This is a genomic window from Lelliottia wanjuensis, assembly GCF_030238365.1.
GTDB lineage: Bacteria > Pseudomonadota > Gammaproteobacteria > Enterobacterales > Enterobacteriaceae > Enterobacter > Enterobacter wanjuensis.
In genome coordinates this window covers 28,675-45,733 of record NZ_JASSOT010000072.1, presented here as the reverse complement: position 1 = coordinate 45,733, position 17,059 = coordinate 28,675, and the positions used below count along the sequence as shown (strand labels likewise).

The window sequence follows — 17,059 nt, the reverse complement described above, 5'->3', positions numbered from 1 at the left end:
AATCTGGAATGCGAACTGCAGACCGGCCAGCTCAGCGACCACAGCCACCAGTGGCTGGCACAGTGCGGCCTGACGCCGGAGCAGATGAAAAATCAGATGGAGCCGGAATACACCCCGGCCCGGAAAACCCATCTGTACCACTGCGACCACCGGGGGCTGCCGCTGGCCTTAATTAACGAAGACGGCAGCCTCGCATGGAGCGGGGAATTTGATGAATGGGGGAGTCTGCTGCACGAAGAGAACCCGGACAATCTGCAACAGCTGATACGGTTGCCGGGGCAGCAGTACGATGCTGAGACGGGGCTGTATTATAACCGGCACCGCTATTATGACCCGCGGCAGGGACGGTATATCACACAGGATCCGAGTGGGCTGACCGGGGGATGGAATGGGTATCTTTATCCGTCAGATCCACTTTCAGGGATTGATCCATTGGGATTAGTAGAATTTGGCAAGTGGGCCGGTTCTGCAGTAAATGCCGCATCGGAGGGTAATATGTCATATGAAGATACAGCGGCCGCAATAGAGGTGGCTAATGGGCCTCACTATTCTCCTCCTTTATTTTCAATGTCTGTTGATGGTGGTCTTTCTGCATATGGAATTTTTGGTGGTTCAGTATCCGCTGGTGTTACGACGGGAAATGGGGACAAGGGATTAGACCTTTGTACATACTTCACAGCTTGTCAGGGGGCTGGAGCCGGTGCTTCTGCAGGAGCATCAGTTTCAGCTTCTGTTAGTAATGCACCTCCAGGCTCAGGAGTATCATATTATGGTGGTGCAACAACTGATGTTGGGTTTATTGCTAATGGGACAGCAACAGTGTTGAGTGAGATAAATAAAAAGGAAGATCCGACCCATATATCTTTGGGCGTTGCTGGAGGTATTGGTGGCGGTTCATTTAGCGGTGTGGTTACGTGTCAACAAAATACCAAGTGCGTGGTGAATTGAAAATGATTTTTTATAAAAAAAGAGCTTTAGTATTGATGTTTTTTTGTGTTTTAGTGAGTGCGTGCGATGATGCTAAAGTTCAAGAGGCAACGCATGAAGTTGAAAGCTTTCATGAACAATACAACAAAGGTAATTTCAATTATATTTACCAGTATATGGCTTCAAAGGAATTTAAAGATTCAACATCAGCATCTGATTATGCTTCATTCATGGAGAGGAATAAGCAGATACTAGGAATGTATAAATTTGGAAGGCTAATAAAATCAGAAAAAGTTCAAGTACTCATAGGTTACAATAACATTAGATTGACGTACCATGCGACGTATTCAAATTATGAATTGGATGAATTGTTTGTAATAAGGAAAGAAAATGGTAAGAATAAAATACAGCAAATTGTTTATGACATGATGAATGCGGTAAAAATAAAAAAAGATGAATGATTTTACAGTGTTGAATAGGGAATCCAGACGGTGTATCAGCCGGGGCCTTCACCCCGCTGCTGTGTGTCGAAACCGCCACGAATGAACTGACTAAAGCCCTGCGCCGGACGCTGGCAGATTAACTCCAGTAGGACGAAGGGGTAGAGTTTGTTCCGGAACTGATCCCGATGCTGGATAACCTCGGGTTGGAACTGAGGCGCGAAAGACTAAGCGAACACAGCCAGTAGTGGCTGAATTTGTGTGGCCTGACACCAGGGCAGATGAAAAACCAGATAGAGCCGGAATACACCCCGGAGTGAAAACTTCACCTGTACCACTGCGACGACCGGGGACTGCCGCTTGTGTTAATTACTGAAGATGCCATGCCGCCTGGCAGGCTGAGTTTGATGAATGGGGAAATGTGTTGCGGGAGTATAATCCGGACACTTTGCAAAAGCTTATTCGCCTGCTTGGACAGCAGTAGGATGCTGAGACGGGGGCTGTGTTATAACCGGTACCGGTATTATGACCCGCAGCATGGACTATATACGTAGGGTCCGGTTGGGCAGGAAGGGGGGATCCTAGGTCTTTTCAAGTACCAACTGTATTAAATGTTATGTTTGAGCCTCGTTATGCTCGGATAGAAAATGCCGCATCTGTGGATACAAGTATCTCTTCGGATGATATGGGGAGGTTTTACCGGATTAATGACATGTCAAACTTATACCAAGTGCCTAATTAATTGATTGTGATGATATATTAAATTGGTAACTTGGAGTTATAACGTTTTGGTCATGGGATTAACTTTTTACAGGGTTTGGAAGCATGAAAAATATAATATATGTAGTTTTGTTTATTTTTTTATTATCAGATTGCAAAGGTGACAACGTTGATATTGCAAAAAAACAAGTTGGCACTTTCAGGTACATGTACGATATTAATAAATTTAATGATATTTATAAAAACTCAGCGGACAAAATGAAGAGAAGTGTATCCCATGATGATTTTGTAGCATTCATAGTTTCTGAAAAAGCTGAGATTGGGCAGTTAAATAAAGCACAGTTAACAAATTCCAATTCAATTTCCTATGTTATTGGTGAACCTGCCGTAGTATTAACGTACTCATCAGAGTATTCTAAAAATAAGGTCAGGGAAGTATTCAGCTTTGTAAGTGAATCTGGAGAGTTGAAACTATCTGGGTATAGTTATACAACAACAAATTGAGCTGGGTGAGTGAATGGCTTTTGATGCGGTCAGATTAATTTCATAACAAATGTGGTTTTATAGTGGTGTGAAAATAATATAACGTTATATGGTCAAATAGTTAAAAATAGAAAGATGAAGTATGGTGTTGAGAACTATCACAGCGCAGCGTGTTAATTGAGTAACGTCATATCCCAACGAATAACTTGCTCACAGCTTGAACACCTCCGCGCTTATCGTTAAGGTAAGCGCGTTTTCTACCCGCCAGGACACCCACATGACCACCATCGCCCTTATCGACGACCATCTTATCGTCCGCTCCGGTTTTGCCCAGTTGCTGAGCCTGGAGTCCGATTTTCAGGTGGTAGCTGAATTCGGTTCAGGCCGCGAGGCGCTGGCCGGACTGCCGGGGCGTGGGGTGCAGGTGTGTATTTGCGATATCTCGATGCCGGACCTTTCCGGGCTTGAGCTGCTCAGCCAGTTGCCGAAAGGGATGGCGACGATCATGCTCTCGGTGCACGACAGCCCTGCGCTGGTCGAACAGGCGCTCAACGCCGGAGCGCGCGGGTTTCTCTCCAAACGCTGTAGTCCCGACGAACTCATTTCCGCCGTGCGCACCGTCGCCACGGGCGGGTGCTATCTCACGCCCGATATCGCCATAAAACTCGCAGCCGGACGTCAGGACCCGCTGACCAAACGCGAGCGGCAGGTGGCGGAAAAACTGGCGCAGGGGATGGCGGTGAAAGAGATCGCCGTCGAGCTGGGCCTGTCGCCGAAAACCGTTCACGTTCATCGCGCCAATCTGATGGAAAAACTCGGCGTCAGCAACGACGTCGAGCTGGCCCGCCGTATGTTTGACGGCTGGCAATGAGTCCTTACTTCTCGCGGCTGGTCTCCGTCGTCGCCAGCTTTTTTATCTTCTCCGCCGCCTGGTTTTGCCTGTGGAGCATCAGCCTGCATCTGGTCGAGCGCCCGGAGCTGGCGGTGCTGCTGTTTCCGTTTGGCCTGCGTCTGGGGCTGATGCTGCAATGTCCGCGCGGCTACTGGCCAGTATTGCTCGGCGCCGAGTGGATCATGCTGGTGTGGCTGGCGCAGGAAGTGGCGCTGGCGCATCTCCCCTTATTGATGATCGGGGGCGTGCTGACGCTGCTCCCGGTGGCGCTGATCTCCCGCTATCGCCATCAGCGCGACTGGCGCACGCTGCTGCGTCAGGGCGCAGCGCTGATCGCCGCCGCGCTGCTGCAATCCCTGCCGTGGATCGGCAAACCCGACACTCTCACGGCCCTGCTGCTGACCCTCACCGGCGGGCTGACGCTGGCCCCGACCTGCCTCGTGATCTGGCACTATCTCACCAGCACCGTCTGGCAACCGCTCGGCCCGGCGCTGGTCTCCCAGCCGGTGAACTGGCGCGCGCGGCACCTCATCTGGTACCTGCTGCTGTTTGTGGTCAGCCTGTGGTTACAGCTGGGGCTGCCTGCGGAGCTCTCCCGCTTTACGCCGTTCTGTCTGGCGCTGCCGATTATCGCCCTGGCCTGGCACTACGGCTGGCAAGGGGCGCTGATCGCCACCCTGATGAACGCCATCGCCCTGATTGCCAGCCAGACGTGGCACGATCACCCCGTCGACTTACTCCTCTCGCTGCTGGCGCAGAGCCTCACCGGGCTGCTGCTGGGGGCGGGGATCCAGCGTCTGCGCGAGCTGAACCAGTCCCTGCAAAACGAGCTGGCCCGCAACCGCCGTCTGGCGGAGCGATTACTGGAAACCGAAGAGAGCGTGCGCCAGGAAGTGGCGCGCGAACTGCACGACGATATCGGCCAGACCATCACCGCCATTCGCACTCAGGCGGGGATTGTCCAACGCCTGGCCCCGGAAAATATCGGTGTCCGCCAGGGTGGGGCGCATATCGAACAGCTTTCGCTTGGGGTGTACGATTCCGTGCGTCGTCTGCTGGGCCGACTGCGCCCGCGCCAGCTCGACGATCTCTCCCTTGAGCAGGCGGTGCGTTCCCTGATGCGCGAGATGGAGCTGGAAGATCGCGGCATCGTCAGCCACATCGACTGGGCGATCGACGAATCTGGGCTGAGCGAAAGCCAGCGCGTGACCCTGTTCCGCGTCTGCCAGGAAGGGCTGAACAATATTGTCAAACACGCCAGCGCCAGCGCGGTCACGCTCCAGGGCTGGCAGCAGGACGAACGCCTGATGCTGGTTCTCGAAGATGACGGATGCGGCCTGCCGCCCGGCTCCGGCCAGCAGGGTTTTGGCCTGGCGGGCATGCGTGAGCGCGTCACGGCGCTCGGTGGAACGCTGACGATCTCCTGCACTCACGGCACCCGCGTCAGCGTGAATTTGCCGCTGCGTTACTCGTAAGGACCGACGATGTTTACCTTTCTGAAAACGCCCGCCAGCGCCACGCCGATCGGCGACAAGCATGAGATCGACGCGCGCTACCGCTACTGGCGACGCCACATCCTGACCACCATCTGGCTGGGCTATGCCCTGTTCTATTTCACCCGTAAAAGTTTCAACGCCGCCGCGCCGGAAATCCTCGCCAGCGGCGTAATGACGCGCACGGACATCGGCCTGCTGGCGACGCTGTTTTACATCACCTATGGCCTGTCGAAATTCTTCTCCGGGATCGTCAGCGACCGCTCCAACGCCCGGTATTTCATGGGGCTGGGGCTGATCGCCACCGGGGTGGTGAATATCCTGTTCGGTTTTTCCACCTCGCTCTGGGCCTTCGCCCTGCTGTGGGCGCTGAACGCCTTTTTCCAGGGATGGGGCGCGCCCGTTTGCGCGCGTTTGCTCACCGCCTGGTACTCCCGCAACGAGCGCGGCGGCTGGTGGGCGATCTGGAACACCGCCCATAACGTCGGCGGAGCGCTGATCCCCATCGTGGTGGGCGCGGCGGCGCTGCACTACGGCTGGCGCGCCGGGATGATGATCGCCGGAACGCTGGCGATTTTCGCCGGGCTGTTCCTGTGCTGGCGTCTGCGCGATCGCCCAGAAACCGTCGGTCTGCCGCCGGTTGGCGACTGGCGTCATGACGAGATGGAGATCGCCCAGCAGCAGGAAGGCGCAGGCCTGACGCGCAAGGAGATCCTCACCAAATACGTGCTGCTGAACCCGTACATCTGGCTGCTTTCTCTGTGTTACGTGCTGGTCTACGTGGTGCGCGCGGCGATCAACGACTGGGGCAATCTGTATATGTCCGAGACCCTGGGCGTCGACCTGGTGACCGCCAACTCGGCGGTGACGATGTTTGAGCTGGGAGGATTTATCGGCGCGCTGGTGGCGGGCTGGGGATCGGACAAACTGTTTAATGGCAACCGCGGCCCGATGAACCTGATTTTTGCCGCCGGGATTTTGCTCTCCGTCGGCTCCCTGTGGCTGATGCCGTTCGCCAGCTACGTGATGCAGGCGGCGTGCTTCTTCACCACCGGATTCTTCGTCTTCGGCCCGCAGATGCTGATCGGCATGGCGGCGGCGGAGTGTTCGCATAAAGAGGCGGCGGGCGCGGCGACCGGGTTTGTCGGCCTGTTTGCCTATCTCGGCGCGTCCCTTTCCGGCTGGCCGCTGGCGCGGGTGATCGACACCTGGCACTGGAGCGGCTTTTTCGCGGTGATCGCCATCGCGGCGGGGATTTCTGCTTTGCTGTTGCTGCCGTTTTTGAACGCCCAGGCGCCGCGCGAGACTCACGAAGCGTGATACGCCTCACCTTTTTGCCCCGAGTGGGGCAAAACTAGGAAATTTTCCCGGTTTCGCCTGGACGCTGTCTCAGGCCAACGCGACTGCTGATTTTTACAATGCCTGCCATTCGCAGATATTCCTATCAGGAGTTTTTGATGCTGGCCTTTCTCAACCAGGTGCGCAAGCCGACCCTGGATCTGCCGCTCGAGATGCGGCGCAAAATGTGGTTCAAGCCGTTCATGCAGTCCTACCTGGTGGTCTTCATCGGCTACCTGACCATGTACCTGATCCGCAAAAACTTCAACATCGCCCAGAACGACATGATCTCCACCTACGGGCTGAGCATGACGCAGCTGGGGATGATTGGCCTCGGTTTCTCGGTAACCTACGGTGTCGGCAAAACCCTGGTCTCCTATTACACCGACGGTAAAAACACCAAGCAGTTCCTGCCGTTTATGCTGATCCTCTCCGCCATCTGTATGCTCGGCTTCAGCGCCAGCATGGGCGCGGGCTCCGTCAGCCTGTTTATGATGATCGCTTTCTACGCCCTGAGCGGTTTCTTCCAGAGTACCGGCGGGTCGTGCAGCTACTCGACGATCACCAAATGGACGCCGCGCCGCAAGCGCGGAACCTACCTCGGCATGTGGAACATCTCCCACAACCTCGGCGGGGCGGGTGCGGCAGGCGTGGCGCTGTTCGGCGCCAACTTCCTGTTCGACGGTCACGTGATCGGCATGTTTATCTTCCCGTCGATTATCGCCCTGATTGTTGGCTTCATCGGCCTGCGCTACGGCAGCGACTCCCCGGAATCCTACGGTCTGGGCAAAGCGGAAGAGCTGTTTGGCGAAGAGCTGAGCGAAGAGGATAAAGAGGCCGAAGACGAGTCGATGACCAAATGGCAGATCTTTGTTGAGTACGTGCTGAAAAACAAAGTCATCTGGCTGCTGTGCTTCTCCAACATCTTCCTGTACGTGGTGCGTATCGGTATCGACCAGTGGTCCACCGTGTACGCCTTCCAGGAGCTGAAACTCTCCAAAGAGGTGGCGATTCAGGGCTTTACCCTGTTTGAAGTCGGCGCGCTGGTGGGCACGCTGCTGTGGGGCTGGCTCTCGGATCTGGCGAACGGGCGTCGTGCGCTGGTGGCCTGCGTGGCGCTGGCGCTGATCATCGCGACGTTAGGGGTGTATCAGCACGCCAGCAACCAGTACGTCTACCTCGCATCCCTGTTCGCGCTCGGTTTCCTGGTGTTTGGCCCGCAGCTGCTGATCGGTGTTGCGGCGGTTGGATTTGTGCCGAAAAAAGCGATCGGCGCTGCCGATGGGATTAAGGGCACCTTCGCGTATCTGATCGGCGACAGCTTCGCCAAACTGGGTCTCGGGATGATCGCCGACGGCACGCCAGTCTTCGGCCTGACCGGCTGGGCGGGCACCTTCGCCGCGCTGGACGCCGCCGCTATCGCCTGCATCTGCCTGATGGCGATGGTCGCAGTGATGGAAGAGCGCAAAATTCGCCGCGAAAAACGGATTCAGAAATTGAAAGTAGCTTGATGGATTGTGCAGGTAACTTTTTGCCCGGCTTAATGCCGGGCTTTTTTGGATCAGGAGTCTGGGAAATACCAACGAGCTATGAGGTATTTAATAAATAGCAATATCTCCAAATCTTCAATAAAATTAAAAATTCAAGGAAGAACCTTATTGGCTTTAGTTTGGTCAGAGGTTTTCATTATCTCTGGGGCGAGTCTCGATGTCGTTGCGTGGCAATATCAATTCTACAGGCATGTTCATTCTTGCGAGCATGGTGTTTTCGTTTCTTTTCAACTCCGCTTTCGGATATGGCCCGGCGGTGGCATATAGTTTTTTTACATTTATTTTAACCCTGACATTCAGGAATGAAATTGTATATTTCTCAGCAATTACATTAGGGGCAGTCATAGCCTTCCTGTATTGTCCAGTTGGCTTAACCTTTGGTCCTCCAGATCTGAATGCCATGACCTCTGTGGCTTACACAGATAAAGCCGAAACCTTAGAGTTTCTCATGTCTATTTCGGTGTGGAAGTGGTTGATTGCGGTGTCAATTCTGTTCTCTGCAGCATCGTGTTGTCTGCTAAGAAAAAAAACAACATTTGTACTGCCACGCATCCTTTCGCTACTGAGTATTATTTGTTTTTTCAGCATTCCTATTAAGGCTGCATATCAGGAAAGTCAATTCTCACTTCTTGATTCACATTACCCGCCGATCAGATTCGTCAGTGATGCTCGCAATGCTTACAATCAGGTCAATGCGGATAAAGCGTTTTATCAACACAACATGAAAATACCTGATGATTGGGGTGATGATATTCATGGGGGGAATTATAATACGGTGGTGATTATCATCGGGGAAAGCGTGCGGCGTGATTTTATGTCAGCATATGGTTTTCCGATAAATGACACATCATTTATGCAAACAAGACCCGGAATCATTTTTACCAACTATATTTCAAGCGGTCCTGCCACGGTATTATCTTTAACCCATTCATTGTATCGATTTAAAAATGGGAAAATAGAATACAACAACAGCATTGTCAGATTGCTCAGTAAACGCGGTTATCACACTAACTGGATTTCCAACCAGGGGATATATGGTGGCGCTGACAGCCCTGTCTCGCTTGCAGGAAAGCAGGCGGATGAGTTCCATTTTGTGAAGAATGGTTCTTCGAACAAGTTTCTTTACAGCCCGGATGAGAAGATGCTCCCTCTGGTGTCAGAAGCGCTAAACCATAAAGGGAAAAAAGCGATATTTATACACTTGATGGGTTCACATCCAATGGCCTGTGTTCGTACCTCTGGCCAGTACGATACGTTCTTCCGGTCGAAAGAAGAATCCTGCTACGTCCAGAGCATCAAGAATACCGACGCGTTGCTCAGCCACGTTTATGGGATGCTCGGCCAAAATTCTCAGAGTTGGGCAATGATGTACTTTGCCGATCATGGGCTTAGGGTTGTGGATAAAGGGACAAACGAGGAGCGTCAGCAGCACTCGGACAGGTATCAAAATGATTATGATGTCCCGCTTTTCGTGACGACTTCAGGCAGTAAACAGAGTGAGAAAATCACCGCGCCGCGCTCAGGTTTCGATCTGATCCCCCTTATTACGCAGTTGGTGGGTATCAATGAGACTTCTACTGATGTTCAGTGCAATTTGTACTCGGAAGAGGTTTGTCGAAAAGAGCGTCTTGTTTTGAAGAAAGACGGAACACGCGTTCCCTATAACGCACTGCCCAGAGAAGAAGCACTGTATTAGCGGGCTATTTTGCGACTGAGTTTCTCGCGTTGTCCGCTGTCAGCCCCACGCGTTTCCCGATATCATGAGCGGCTTACATTAAGGAGAGCGCATGGTCTGGATAATGCTGGCCACCCTGGTTGTGGTGTTTGTTGTCGGGTTTCGCATTCTGACGTCCGATTCGCGCCGCGCGATCAAGCGACTGAGCGAACGCTTAGGGATTACGCCGGTGCCGCTGGAGTCGATGATTGACCAGTTTGGCAAAACCGCAGGCAATGAGTTTATCCGCTATCTGGAGCGACCGGACGAGGCCCATCTGCAAAACGCCGCGCAGGTGCTGCTGATCTGGCAGGTCTGCATCGTCGATGGCAGCGAAGAGAACCTGCACGCCTGGCACCGGATTTTGCGCAAAGCGCGCCTGGCGGCACCTATCACCGACGCGCAGATCCGCCTGACGCTGGGCTTTATGCGCGAGATGGAGCCGGACCCGCAGGAGTTCAACGCCTTCCAGCTGCGCTATAACCAGCTCTTCCTGCCGGAAGGTGGCGTGTTCTTCCTGCACTAATTCACCACATTGCTATTTTCTGCCGGGCGGCGCTGCGCTTGCACCGGCCTACAAGTCCTGTAGGCCCGGTAAGCGCAGCGCCACCGGGCACAAAAACCCACAAAAGTTGTCAAAACGTTAAATCCGTCACAGTTATGATGATAAACTGCGCGACTTTCCCGCACGTTTTTATCCTCAGGTGACGCCATGACAGAACAGATCCACTCCACGCCCACGATTCACACCAGTGAGGTGCTGCGACCAAACTGGTCGGCGGTTTTCGCCGTGGCGTTTTGCGTCGCCTGCCTGATTACCGTGGAATTTCTGCCGGTGAGCCTGCTGACGCCAATGGCCCAGGACCTCGGGATTTCCGAAGGCGTGGCGGGCCAGTCCGTCACCGTCACGGCGTTTGTCGCCATGTTTTCCAGCCTGTTCATCACCCAGGTCATCGGGACCATCGACCGCCGCAAGGTGGTGATCCTGTTCGCGGTGCTGCTTACCCTCTCCTGCGTGTTGGTCTCCTTTGCCGATAACTTTACTCTGTTGCTGCTGGGTCGCGCCTGTCTGGGGCTGGGGCTGGGCGGGTTCTGGGCGATGTCGGCCTCGCTGACCATGCGCCTGGTGCCTGCGCGCAAAGTGCCGAAAGCGCTCTCGGTGATTTTCGGTGCGGTGTCGATTGCGCTGGTGATCGCCGCGCCGCTGGGCAGTTTTTTGGGCGGGATTATCGGCTGGCGTAACGTCTTCAACGGCGCAGCGATCATGGGCATTCTGTGCATTTTCTGGGTGTGGAAAGCGCTGCCGTCCCTGCCGGGCGAAGCGGCGCATCACAAACAGAATATGTTCAGCCTGCTGAAACGCCCCGGCGTGATGGCGGGGATGACCGCCATCTTTATGGCGTTTGCGGGTCAGTTCGCCTTCTTTACCTATATCCGCCCGGTGTTTATGACCATGGCCGGGTTTGACGTCGATGGCCTGACGCTGGTGCTGCTGAGCTTCGGTATTGCGAGTTTTGTCGGCACGTCGCTCTCGGCACAGTTCCTGAAACGCTCGCTCAAGATTGCTCTGGCGGGTGCGCCGCTTGTGCTGGCGGTCAGCGCCGTGGTGCTGATTTTGTGGGGCAGCGATAAGTGGGTGGCGTCGGCGATTGCAATTATCTGGGGCTTTGCGTTTGCGCTGGTCCCGGTGGGCTGGTCAACGTGGATCACCCGCTCTCTGGCCGATCAGGCGGAAAAAGCGGGTTCCATTCAGGTGGCGGTGATTCAGCTGGCGAACACCTGCGGGGCGGCGATCGGCGGCTACGCGCTGGATAATCTGGGGCTGCTGTCGCCACTGGTCTTATCCGGCACGCTGATGCTGCTGACCGCGCTGCTGGTGGCAGGGAAAGTAAAGGCTCAATGAGCCTGAACGCGTCTGCGTGAATCCATCGAAATCAGCACTACCGACGACACAATCAGTAGCGTCCCCAGCCAGTCCGGCAGGGTAAAGGCCACGCCCAGCAGCAGCACCGACAGCAGGGCGCTGCTCAGCGGTTCGGCGCAGCTCAGGATGCTCGCCTTTGGCCCACCAATCATCTGCGCGCCCTTCAGATACAAACTGAAGGTCAGCGCCGTGCCGATCACCACCAGATAGAAGAAGGCCAGCAGCAGGCTGCCGTCAATCACGAAGGTGGTGCCGCGCCCGGCGTAGAACGGCGTCAGCATCAGTCCTGCAATCAACATACTCCAGCCGACAATCGGCAGCGTGCCGTAGCGGGCGATCAGCGTCGACGGATAGGTGGTGTAAAACGCGGCGGCGAAGGCCGAGGCGATACCGAAGAATAAAGCCTCCGGAGAGATGGACAGCGACGTCGGATCGCCGTGGGTCACCAGTAAAAATGTGCCGATAAGCGACGTCAAAATCGCCGCGAGGACAAAAATCCCAGGCCGTTTTTTTCGCGCCAGCGCGAACCAGGCCACGATAATGGTCGGGGAGAGAAACTGCAGGACCGTCGCGGTGGCGGCGTTGGATTTTTCAATCGTCAGCAGGAAGGTGAGCTGCACCGTGAGTGCGCCAACCAGTGAGAAAATCAGCAGGCTGATGGCGTCTTTGCGATGCCTGATGACCGAGAAAATTTTGTCGCCGTGGACGAAAGAGAGCGTCAGTAAAATCACGCCGGTAAACAACAGACGAATCATGGTCAGATAAGGCGAGGAAATCTGACTCTTCTCCATGATGTACTGCGCGCAAACCCCTGAACTGCCCCATAACACGGCGGCGATCAGGACATTCAGCATCCCTCTTTTTGTGGAACCCATGTTCTCCCCTGCATGCTCGTTTTTTTTCTAGCATATCATGGGAGCATTGCCCGGCGGCGCTGCGCTTGCACGGGCCTACGAAAATAGTAGGCCGGGTAAGCGCAGCGCCACCCGGCAAATGAGAGCACGGTTTTAGAACCACGCCTCCCACATCGCCCCAACGTTAAAGTCGTCGAACGTCTGGTCGTCGGTGCCGTTCACGCGCGCAGTGCGTTCGTTATCCACCTTGCCGCCGGTCACGTAGAAGCGCAGCATCGGACGGAATTCCGGACCCATCGCGATAGACATGTTCTGCGACAGGGTCAGCTTCCAGCCTTTGTTATCGCCGCCGTTGTCGTAATCAACATGCTGCCAGCCCGCTTCCAGCCAGGTCGAATGAACGTCGTTCCACCAGTGCATTGGGCGCACAATCGCGTTGTAGTTTTTGCGATTGTCGGTGCCGTCGCGACTGTTGTCATAGTCGTGGAAGGCGAGGATGTACTCCACCTGGGTCTGCTGGGTGAACTTATGCAGCCCTTCGAAGCTGGCGTAAACCGTGGTCAGGTCTTCGGTTTTGTTGAACACGCTGTTGTCTGAGTTATCCGAGTAGCGGGCGATCACTTTGTTCACGCCGCTGTCGTTGGTGTGGCTCAGGACCACGCCGCCCTGCCAGGCTTTCAGGCGATCGTCGCTCTCGATGGCTTTCGAATCGAAGCCGTAGTTGGCGTAGATTTCCAGATCCAGCGGCCCGACTTTCATGCCGTGGATTTTAGAGGTCGCCGCGTAGTTGCCCTTATCGCCGGTGCCGGAGCCGCCGGTACAGGAGATGCGCGACGGGTTAGAACCGTCGTTTTCCACTTCCGGGTTACAGGACTCCACCGCCGCGACGGTCGCCACATCAAACTGCACGCCGCCGATGTCGAAGTTTTTCACCCCGGCACCCTGGCCGTCGTGGTTCATCCAGAAGTAGTCGTTGATGCCCTGCTGCGGACGCTGGTGGAAGTCACGCCCGGCCCAGAAATAGGCGTTCGGGTTGGAGGCCACAATGTTGGTCACCCCGGCGTAGGCCTTTTTCAGGTTAACTTCGTCGCCCCAGTGGTCGATCATCACGTTGATGTCCCAGATCGCGCCGTTGTCGCCCTTGAAGGCTTTGGAGAGCTGGAATTCGCCGCCGTTGCCTTCGTTACCCAGACGACCAATCGCCGAGCCGCCGTTGTAGGAGCCATCGACCGCGACATATTTCTGATCGCCCGCCTGGAAGTGCGCGCCGTAGCGGGCATAGCCGGTAAATTTCACGCCAAACGGAATCGCCAGATCCGGGGACTGCGCGGCGCTTTGCGGTTCGGTCACCACGTCCACTTTTTTCGCCACCGCGGCGTCCATTTTTGCCTGACGATCGGCCAGGGCTTTATCCACCGCTTTAGCCACAATGGCGTCAATTTGCTCCTGCGTAAAATCTTGTGCGAGGACAGAAATTGGGCAAAGCGCGGCGATAACCGCCATTGTTAATGGAAGTTTTTTAATAATATTCATTGTCATCTCTATTAATTTAAATTTTATTCAGACAATAACCAGCCCGTTCCGATTTGACAGAATATGTCGCTATCATCAGAAGAAGTTGATTTATATTTTTAGTGGTACAGAGGGTTTAATTTAACGTAACGGTATCTCCCTTTATTATCTCTGGTAGAGATGAATAATCTCTTCGGACAATTCACGGGCTAACAGTGAATTCATTAAATGATCCTGGGCGTGCACCATAATTAAGGTCATCGGCTGGCGGGCTTCGCCCGCGTCCTGTTCGATGAGTTTGGTCTGCATATGGTGCGCCTGGCGCGCGTAGCCATCGGCTTCGCGCAGCAGGCTTTTGGCTTCGTCGAGGTTGCCCTGCCGGGCCGCGTGCAGGGCTTCAAAGCACAGGCTACGCGACTGACCGGCGTTGACGATAATTTCCATTACGGCGTCTTCTAATGCAATCATCATTCATTACTCTTTATCAAAGCTGTTATTTAACGAGGTGGCGGCGAACCACTCCCCGCTTTTCTTAATGGTGCGTTGCTGCGTGGTTAAATCCAGCTGGATAAATCCGTAGCGGTTTTTATACGCATTACACCATGACCAGTTATCAATAAATGTCCACATATGGTAGCCAAGGCAATTTGCGCCTTCGCTAATGCCTTTGTGGACCCATTTGAGGTGCTCGGAAATAAAGTCGATACGGTACTGATCGTTAATTTGGCCGTTTTCAATAAAACGCTGCTCGTTTTCGACGCCCATGCCGTTTTCAGAAATAAAACAGCGCGGGTTGCCGTAATTTTCGCGCAGATTAACCAGAATATCGTAAATACCCGGCTCGTAGATTTCCCACCCGCGGTACGGGTTCATTTTGCGCCCTGGCATCTCGTAATTATCAAAGAACCACTCCGGCATAAACGGCGCCTGAGGATTCACCGCGCTGTCGCGACACTTCACGCGGCGCGGCTGATAGTAGTTGATGCCGAGCAGGTCGATAGTCCCTTCGGCAATCAACGCGCTGTCTTCGGGCTGACAGGCAGGCAGCTGATCGTAGGCTTTCAGGAGTGCCACCAGATCCGCCGGATACTCACCGCGAAGAACCGGGTCGAGGAAGCTGCGGTTGAACATCAGATCCGCATAATGCGCGGCTTTCCGATCCTGTGGACTTTGCGAGCGCGGATAGGACGGTGTCAGGTTCAGCACGATGCCGATCTCCCCCGCGTGATGCCCGGCGCGGAAGGCGCGCACCGCCTGAGCATGGGCCAGCACCGTGTGATACGCCACGGTCGCCGCACGGCGGAAATCCACCACGTTCGGATAGTGGAAGTCGTACAGATACCCGCCTTCCACCGGAACGATCGGCTCGTTAAAGGTAAACCAGTGCAGGACGCGATCGCCGAACAGCTCAAAGCAGATCTGCGCGTAGCGGGCGTAGGCCGCCACCACGTCACGGTTTTCCCAGCCGCCGATCTCCTGCATCGCCATCGGCATGTCGAAGTGGAACAGGGTGATGAACGGCGTGATGCCCTGCTCGAGCAGTTCGTCGAAGACCTGATTGTAGAACTCCACCGCCTGCGGATTCACTTCACCGACACCGTCGGGGATCAGGCGCGCCCAGCTAATCGAGGTGCGAAAGCTGTTGTGGTTCAGCTGCTTAAGCAGCTGAATGTCCGCTTTCCAGTTCTGATAAAAGGTCGAGGTATCCTGCGGCCCCACACCCTGATGGAAACGGTTTGGCTGATGGGCGAACCAGTGATCCCAGGTGGTCACTCCTTTGCCGCCGCCCAGGCTTTCCCCTTCGGTTTGCAGCGCCGAGCTGGCGCTGCCCCACCAAAAGTGTTCGGGAAATGAATACTTCATCATGCGTCCTCTTTGACTTAATTAACGTGCTGTTTCAGCGTTACCGACGGTCGCCTGGGCTTTTTGCTCTTCGGTTTTCATCAAAGAGCGCTCGTAGGCGCGCAGGAACGGGAGATACATCAGGGCAGACATCACCATACAAATCACGCACATCACCACCGGGCTGAACGCCCAGTTGGCCGCCCACGACGCGCCAATCGGGGCCGGCGTGGTCCACGGCGTCAGGGAAACCACCTGCGCCAGCCAGCCGAGTTTGGTCGCGGCGTACGCCAGGCAGGCGTTGACCAGCGGCACGAACACAAACGGGATAAACAGCATCGGGTTCATGATAATTGGCGCGCCGAACAGAATCGGTTCGTTAATGTTAAAGAAGCTCGGCACCACGCCCATTTTGCCGATGGTGCGCAGATGCGCCACGCGACTGCGCAGCAGCAGGAAAGCCAGGGGTAAGGTCGAGCCAACGCCGCCGATCAGCAGGTAGTGATCCCAGAAGCCCTGCAGATAGACGTGCGGAAGCGCCGCGCCCGCCGCGAGAGCCGCCTGGTTTGCCGACAGGTTCGCCATCCAGAACGGGTTCATGATGCCGGTGACAATCAGCGAGCCGTGGATGCCCGCGAACCAGAAGATCTGGCACAGCAGCACGGAGAGCAGAATCGCAGGCAGGGAATCCGAGGCGGAGACCAGCGGTTCCAGCAGATGCATAATCGCCTGCGGAATGATCATTCCGGTTTGCGCTTCGATAAACAGGTTCAGCGGATGCAGCGTACCGATCACCACCATCACCGGAATCAGGATCTCAAAGGAGCGCGCCACGCCGGTTGGGACTTCCTTCGGCAGGCGAATGGTGACTTTGTTCTCTTTCAGCCACGCGTAAACGCGGGTGGAGTAGATAGCGGTGATCAGCGCGGTGAAAATCCCCTGGCCGGAGAGATACTGCGTGGAGATTTTGCCGTCAGCGTAAGGTGCTGCCACCAACAGGAACGCCATAAACGCCAGCAGGCCGGACATCACCGGATCGAGATTGAACTGGCGGCCGAGGCTCGCGCCGATACCCACCGAGATAAAGAAGGTCATCACGCCCATGCTGAGGTTAAACGGCAGCATCAGTTGTTCGCGGTAGGTCTGGGAGAAATCGAGCCAGCCGCGGGCAAAACTGTTGGTGGTATCCGCCGAGAACGGCGGGAAGATGAACACCAGCATAAACGAGCCGATGATCATAAACGGCAGCGCCGCGGTAAAACCGTCACGGATCGCAATCACGTACTTTTGCTGTCCGAGCTTTGCCGCCAGCGGGGTAATGGACTGCTCAATAACGGCAACCATTGATTGATATAACGAACTCATGAGAA

At 55.1% G+C, this 17,059-nt stretch carries 15 protein-coding genes; 10 read left to right on the top strand and 5 right to left on the bottom strand.

Features of this window, described 5'->3' with window-relative positions; all coding sequences use genetic code 11:
• The 10 genes from QQF33_RS25820 to nepI form a co-directional block, all read left to right on the top strand.
• Window positions 1-948, top strand: a 948-nt coding sequence (locus QQF33_RS25820; RefSeq protein ID WP_350319016.1) for an RHS repeat-associated core domain-containing protein, incomplete at its 5' end; no start/stop codon positions are given.
• Entirely contained in the window at window positions 915-1,388 is a 474-nt protein-coding gene (locus tag QQF33_RS22315) for a hypothetical protein (protein ID WP_285158625.1), read from the top strand. The genes QQF33_RS25820 and QQF33_RS22315, both read left to right, overlap by 34 nt.
• Window positions 1,389-2,192: 804 nt before the next feature.
• The gene (locus QQF33_RS22305; RefSeq protein WP_285158624.1) at window positions 2,193-2,591 is read left to right on the top strand and encodes a DUF4019 domain-containing protein; all 399 of its coding nucleotides are present in this window, start codon (window positions 2,193-2,195) and stop codon (window positions 2,589-2,591) included.
• A 256-nt stretch (window positions 2,592-2,847) separates the two neighbouring features.
• A complete protein-coding gene (gene uhpA, locus QQF33_RS22300; protein WP_285146259.1) occupies window positions 2,848-3,441 on the top strand; it encodes a transcriptional regulator UhpA in 594 nt (197 codons plus the stop codon).
• Window positions 3,438-4,937, top strand: a complete 1,500-nt coding sequence (gene uhpB, locus QQF33_RS22295) for a signal transduction histidine-protein kinase/phosphatase UhpB (protein ID WP_285158623.1) — start codon at window positions 3,438-3,440, stop codon at window positions 4,935-4,937. Before uhpA ends, uhpB begins: the two co-directional genes overlap by 4 nt.
• 9 nt (window positions 4,938-4,946) lie before the next feature.
• On the top strand, window positions 4,947-6,275 hold the full coding sequence (uhpC, locus tag QQF33_RS22290) for an MFS transporter (protein WP_285158622.1): 1,329 nt from the start codon (window positions 4,947-4,949) through the stop codon (window positions 6,273-6,275).
• A gap of 137 nt (window positions 6,276-6,412) precedes the next feature.
• Window positions 6,413-7,804: a hexose-6-phosphate:phosphate antiporter gene (uhpT, locus tag QQF33_RS22285; protein ID WP_285158621.1), complete on the top strand. Its 1,392-nt coding sequence runs from the start codon at window positions 6,413-6,415 to the stop codon at window positions 7,802-7,804.
• 196 nt (window positions 7,805-8,000) lie between these two features.
• Window positions 8,001-9,539, top strand: a complete 1,539-nt coding sequence (locus QQF33_RS22280) for a phosphoethanolamine transferase (protein WP_285158620.1) — start codon at window positions 8,001-8,003, stop codon at window positions 9,537-9,539.
• Between the two features lie 91 nt (window positions 9,540-9,630).
• Window positions 9,631-10,083, top strand: coding sequence for a DUF1198 domain-containing protein (locus QQF33_RS22275; protein WP_103950148.1), 453 nt, complete (start codon window positions 9,631-9,633; stop codon window positions 10,081-10,083).
• A gap of 186 nt (window positions 10,084-10,269) precedes the next feature.
• Window positions 10,270-11,460 carry a purine ribonucleoside efflux pump NepI gene (gene nepI / locus QQF33_RS22270; RefSeq protein ID WP_285158619.1) on the top strand — a complete coding sequence of 397 codons (1,191 nt, stop codon included), beginning with the start codon at window positions 10,270-10,272 and terminating at the stop codon, window positions 11,458-11,460.
• On the opposite strand, the gene QQF33_RS22265 is transcribed toward nepI, so the two are convergent.
• From QQF33_RS22265 to QQF33_RS22245, 5 genes are all read right to left on the bottom strand, one after another.
• On the bottom strand, window positions 11,454-12,356 hold the full coding sequence (locus tag QQF33_RS22265; protein WP_285155689.1) for an EamA family transporter: 903 nt from the start codon (window positions 12,354-12,356) through the stop codon (window positions 11,454-11,456). The genes nepI and QQF33_RS22265 overlap by 7 nt on opposite strands.
• Window positions 12,357-12,488: 132 nt before the next feature.
• Window positions 12,489-13,868: a carbohydrate porin gene (locus tag QQF33_RS22260; protein ID WP_095280046.1), complete on the bottom strand. Its 1,380-nt coding sequence runs from the start codon at window positions 13,866-13,868 to the stop codon at window positions 12,489-12,491.
• A 144-nt stretch (window positions 13,869-14,012) separates the two neighbouring features.
• The gene (locus QQF33_RS22255) at window positions 14,013-14,315 is read right to left on the bottom strand and encodes a PTS lactose/cellobiose transporter subunit IIA (protein WP_142503674.1); all 303 of its coding nucleotides are present in this window, start codon (window positions 14,313-14,315) and stop codon (window positions 14,013-14,015) included.
• Window positions 14,316-14,321: 6 nt separating this feature from the next.
• Window positions 14,322-15,710, bottom strand: a complete 1,389-nt coding sequence (locus QQF33_RS22250) for a glycoside hydrolase family 1 protein (protein WP_285151087.1) — start codon at window positions 15,708-15,710, stop codon at window positions 14,322-14,324.
• Between the two features lie 21 nt (window positions 15,711-15,731).
• Window positions 15,732-17,054 carry a PTS sugar transporter subunit IIC gene (locus tag QQF33_RS22245; RefSeq protein ID WP_282492104.1) on the bottom strand — a complete coding sequence of 441 codons (1,323 nt, stop codon included), beginning with the start codon at window positions 17,052-17,054 and terminating at the stop codon, window positions 15,732-15,734.
• Window positions 17,055-17,059 lie beyond the last annotated feature (5 nt).

Bases quoted from the DNA above. Each gene is read 5' to 3' on its own strand.
- QQF33_RS22305 (WP_285158624.1), top strand. From the start codon at position 2,193: ATGAAAAATATAATATATGTAGTTTTGTTTATTTTTTTATTATCAGAT.
- uhpA (WP_285146259.1), top strand. From the start codon at position 2,848: ATGACCACCATCGCCCTTATCGACGACCATCTTATCGTCCGCTCCGGT.
- uhpB (WP_285158623.1), top strand. From the start codon at position 3,438: ATGAGTCCTTACTTCTCGCGGCTGGTCTCCGTCGTCGCCAGCTTTTTT.
- uhpC (WP_285158622.1), top strand. From the start codon at position 4,947: ATGTTTACCTTTCTGAAAACGCCCGCCAGCGCCACGCCGATCGGCGAC.
- uhpT (WP_285158621.1), top strand. From the start codon at position 6,413: ATGCTGGCCTTTCTCAACCAGGTGCGCAAGCCGACCCTGGATCTGCCG.
- QQF33_RS22280 (WP_285158620.1), top strand. From the start codon at position 8,001: ATGTCGTTGCGTGGCAATATCAATTCTACAGGCATGTTCATTCTTGCG.
- QQF33_RS22275 (WP_103950148.1), top strand. From the start codon at position 9,631: ATGGTCTGGATAATGCTGGCCACCCTGGTTGTGGTGTTTGTTGTCGGG.
- nepI (WP_285158619.1), top strand. From the start codon at position 10,270: ATGACAGAACAGATCCACTCCACGCCCACGATTCACACCAGTGAGGTG.
- QQF33_RS22265 (WP_285155689.1), bottom strand. From the start codon at position 12,356: ATGGGTTCCACAAAAAGAGGGATGCTGAATGTCCTGATCGCCGCCGTG.
- QQF33_RS22260 (WP_095280046.1), bottom strand. From the start codon at position 13,868: ATGAATATTATTAAAAAACTTCCATTAACAATGGCGGTTATCGCCGCG.
- QQF33_RS22255 (WP_142503674.1), bottom strand. From the start codon at position 14,315: ATGATTGCATTAGAAGACGCCGTAATGGAAATTATCGTCAACGCCGGT.
- QQF33_RS22250 (WP_285151087.1), bottom strand. From the start codon at position 15,710: ATGAAGTATTCATTTCCCGAACACTTTTGGTGGGGCAGCGCCAGCTCG.
- QQF33_RS22245 (WP_282492104.1), bottom strand. From the start codon at position 17,054: ATGAGTTCGTTATATCAATCAATGGTTGCCGTTATTGAGCAGTCCATT.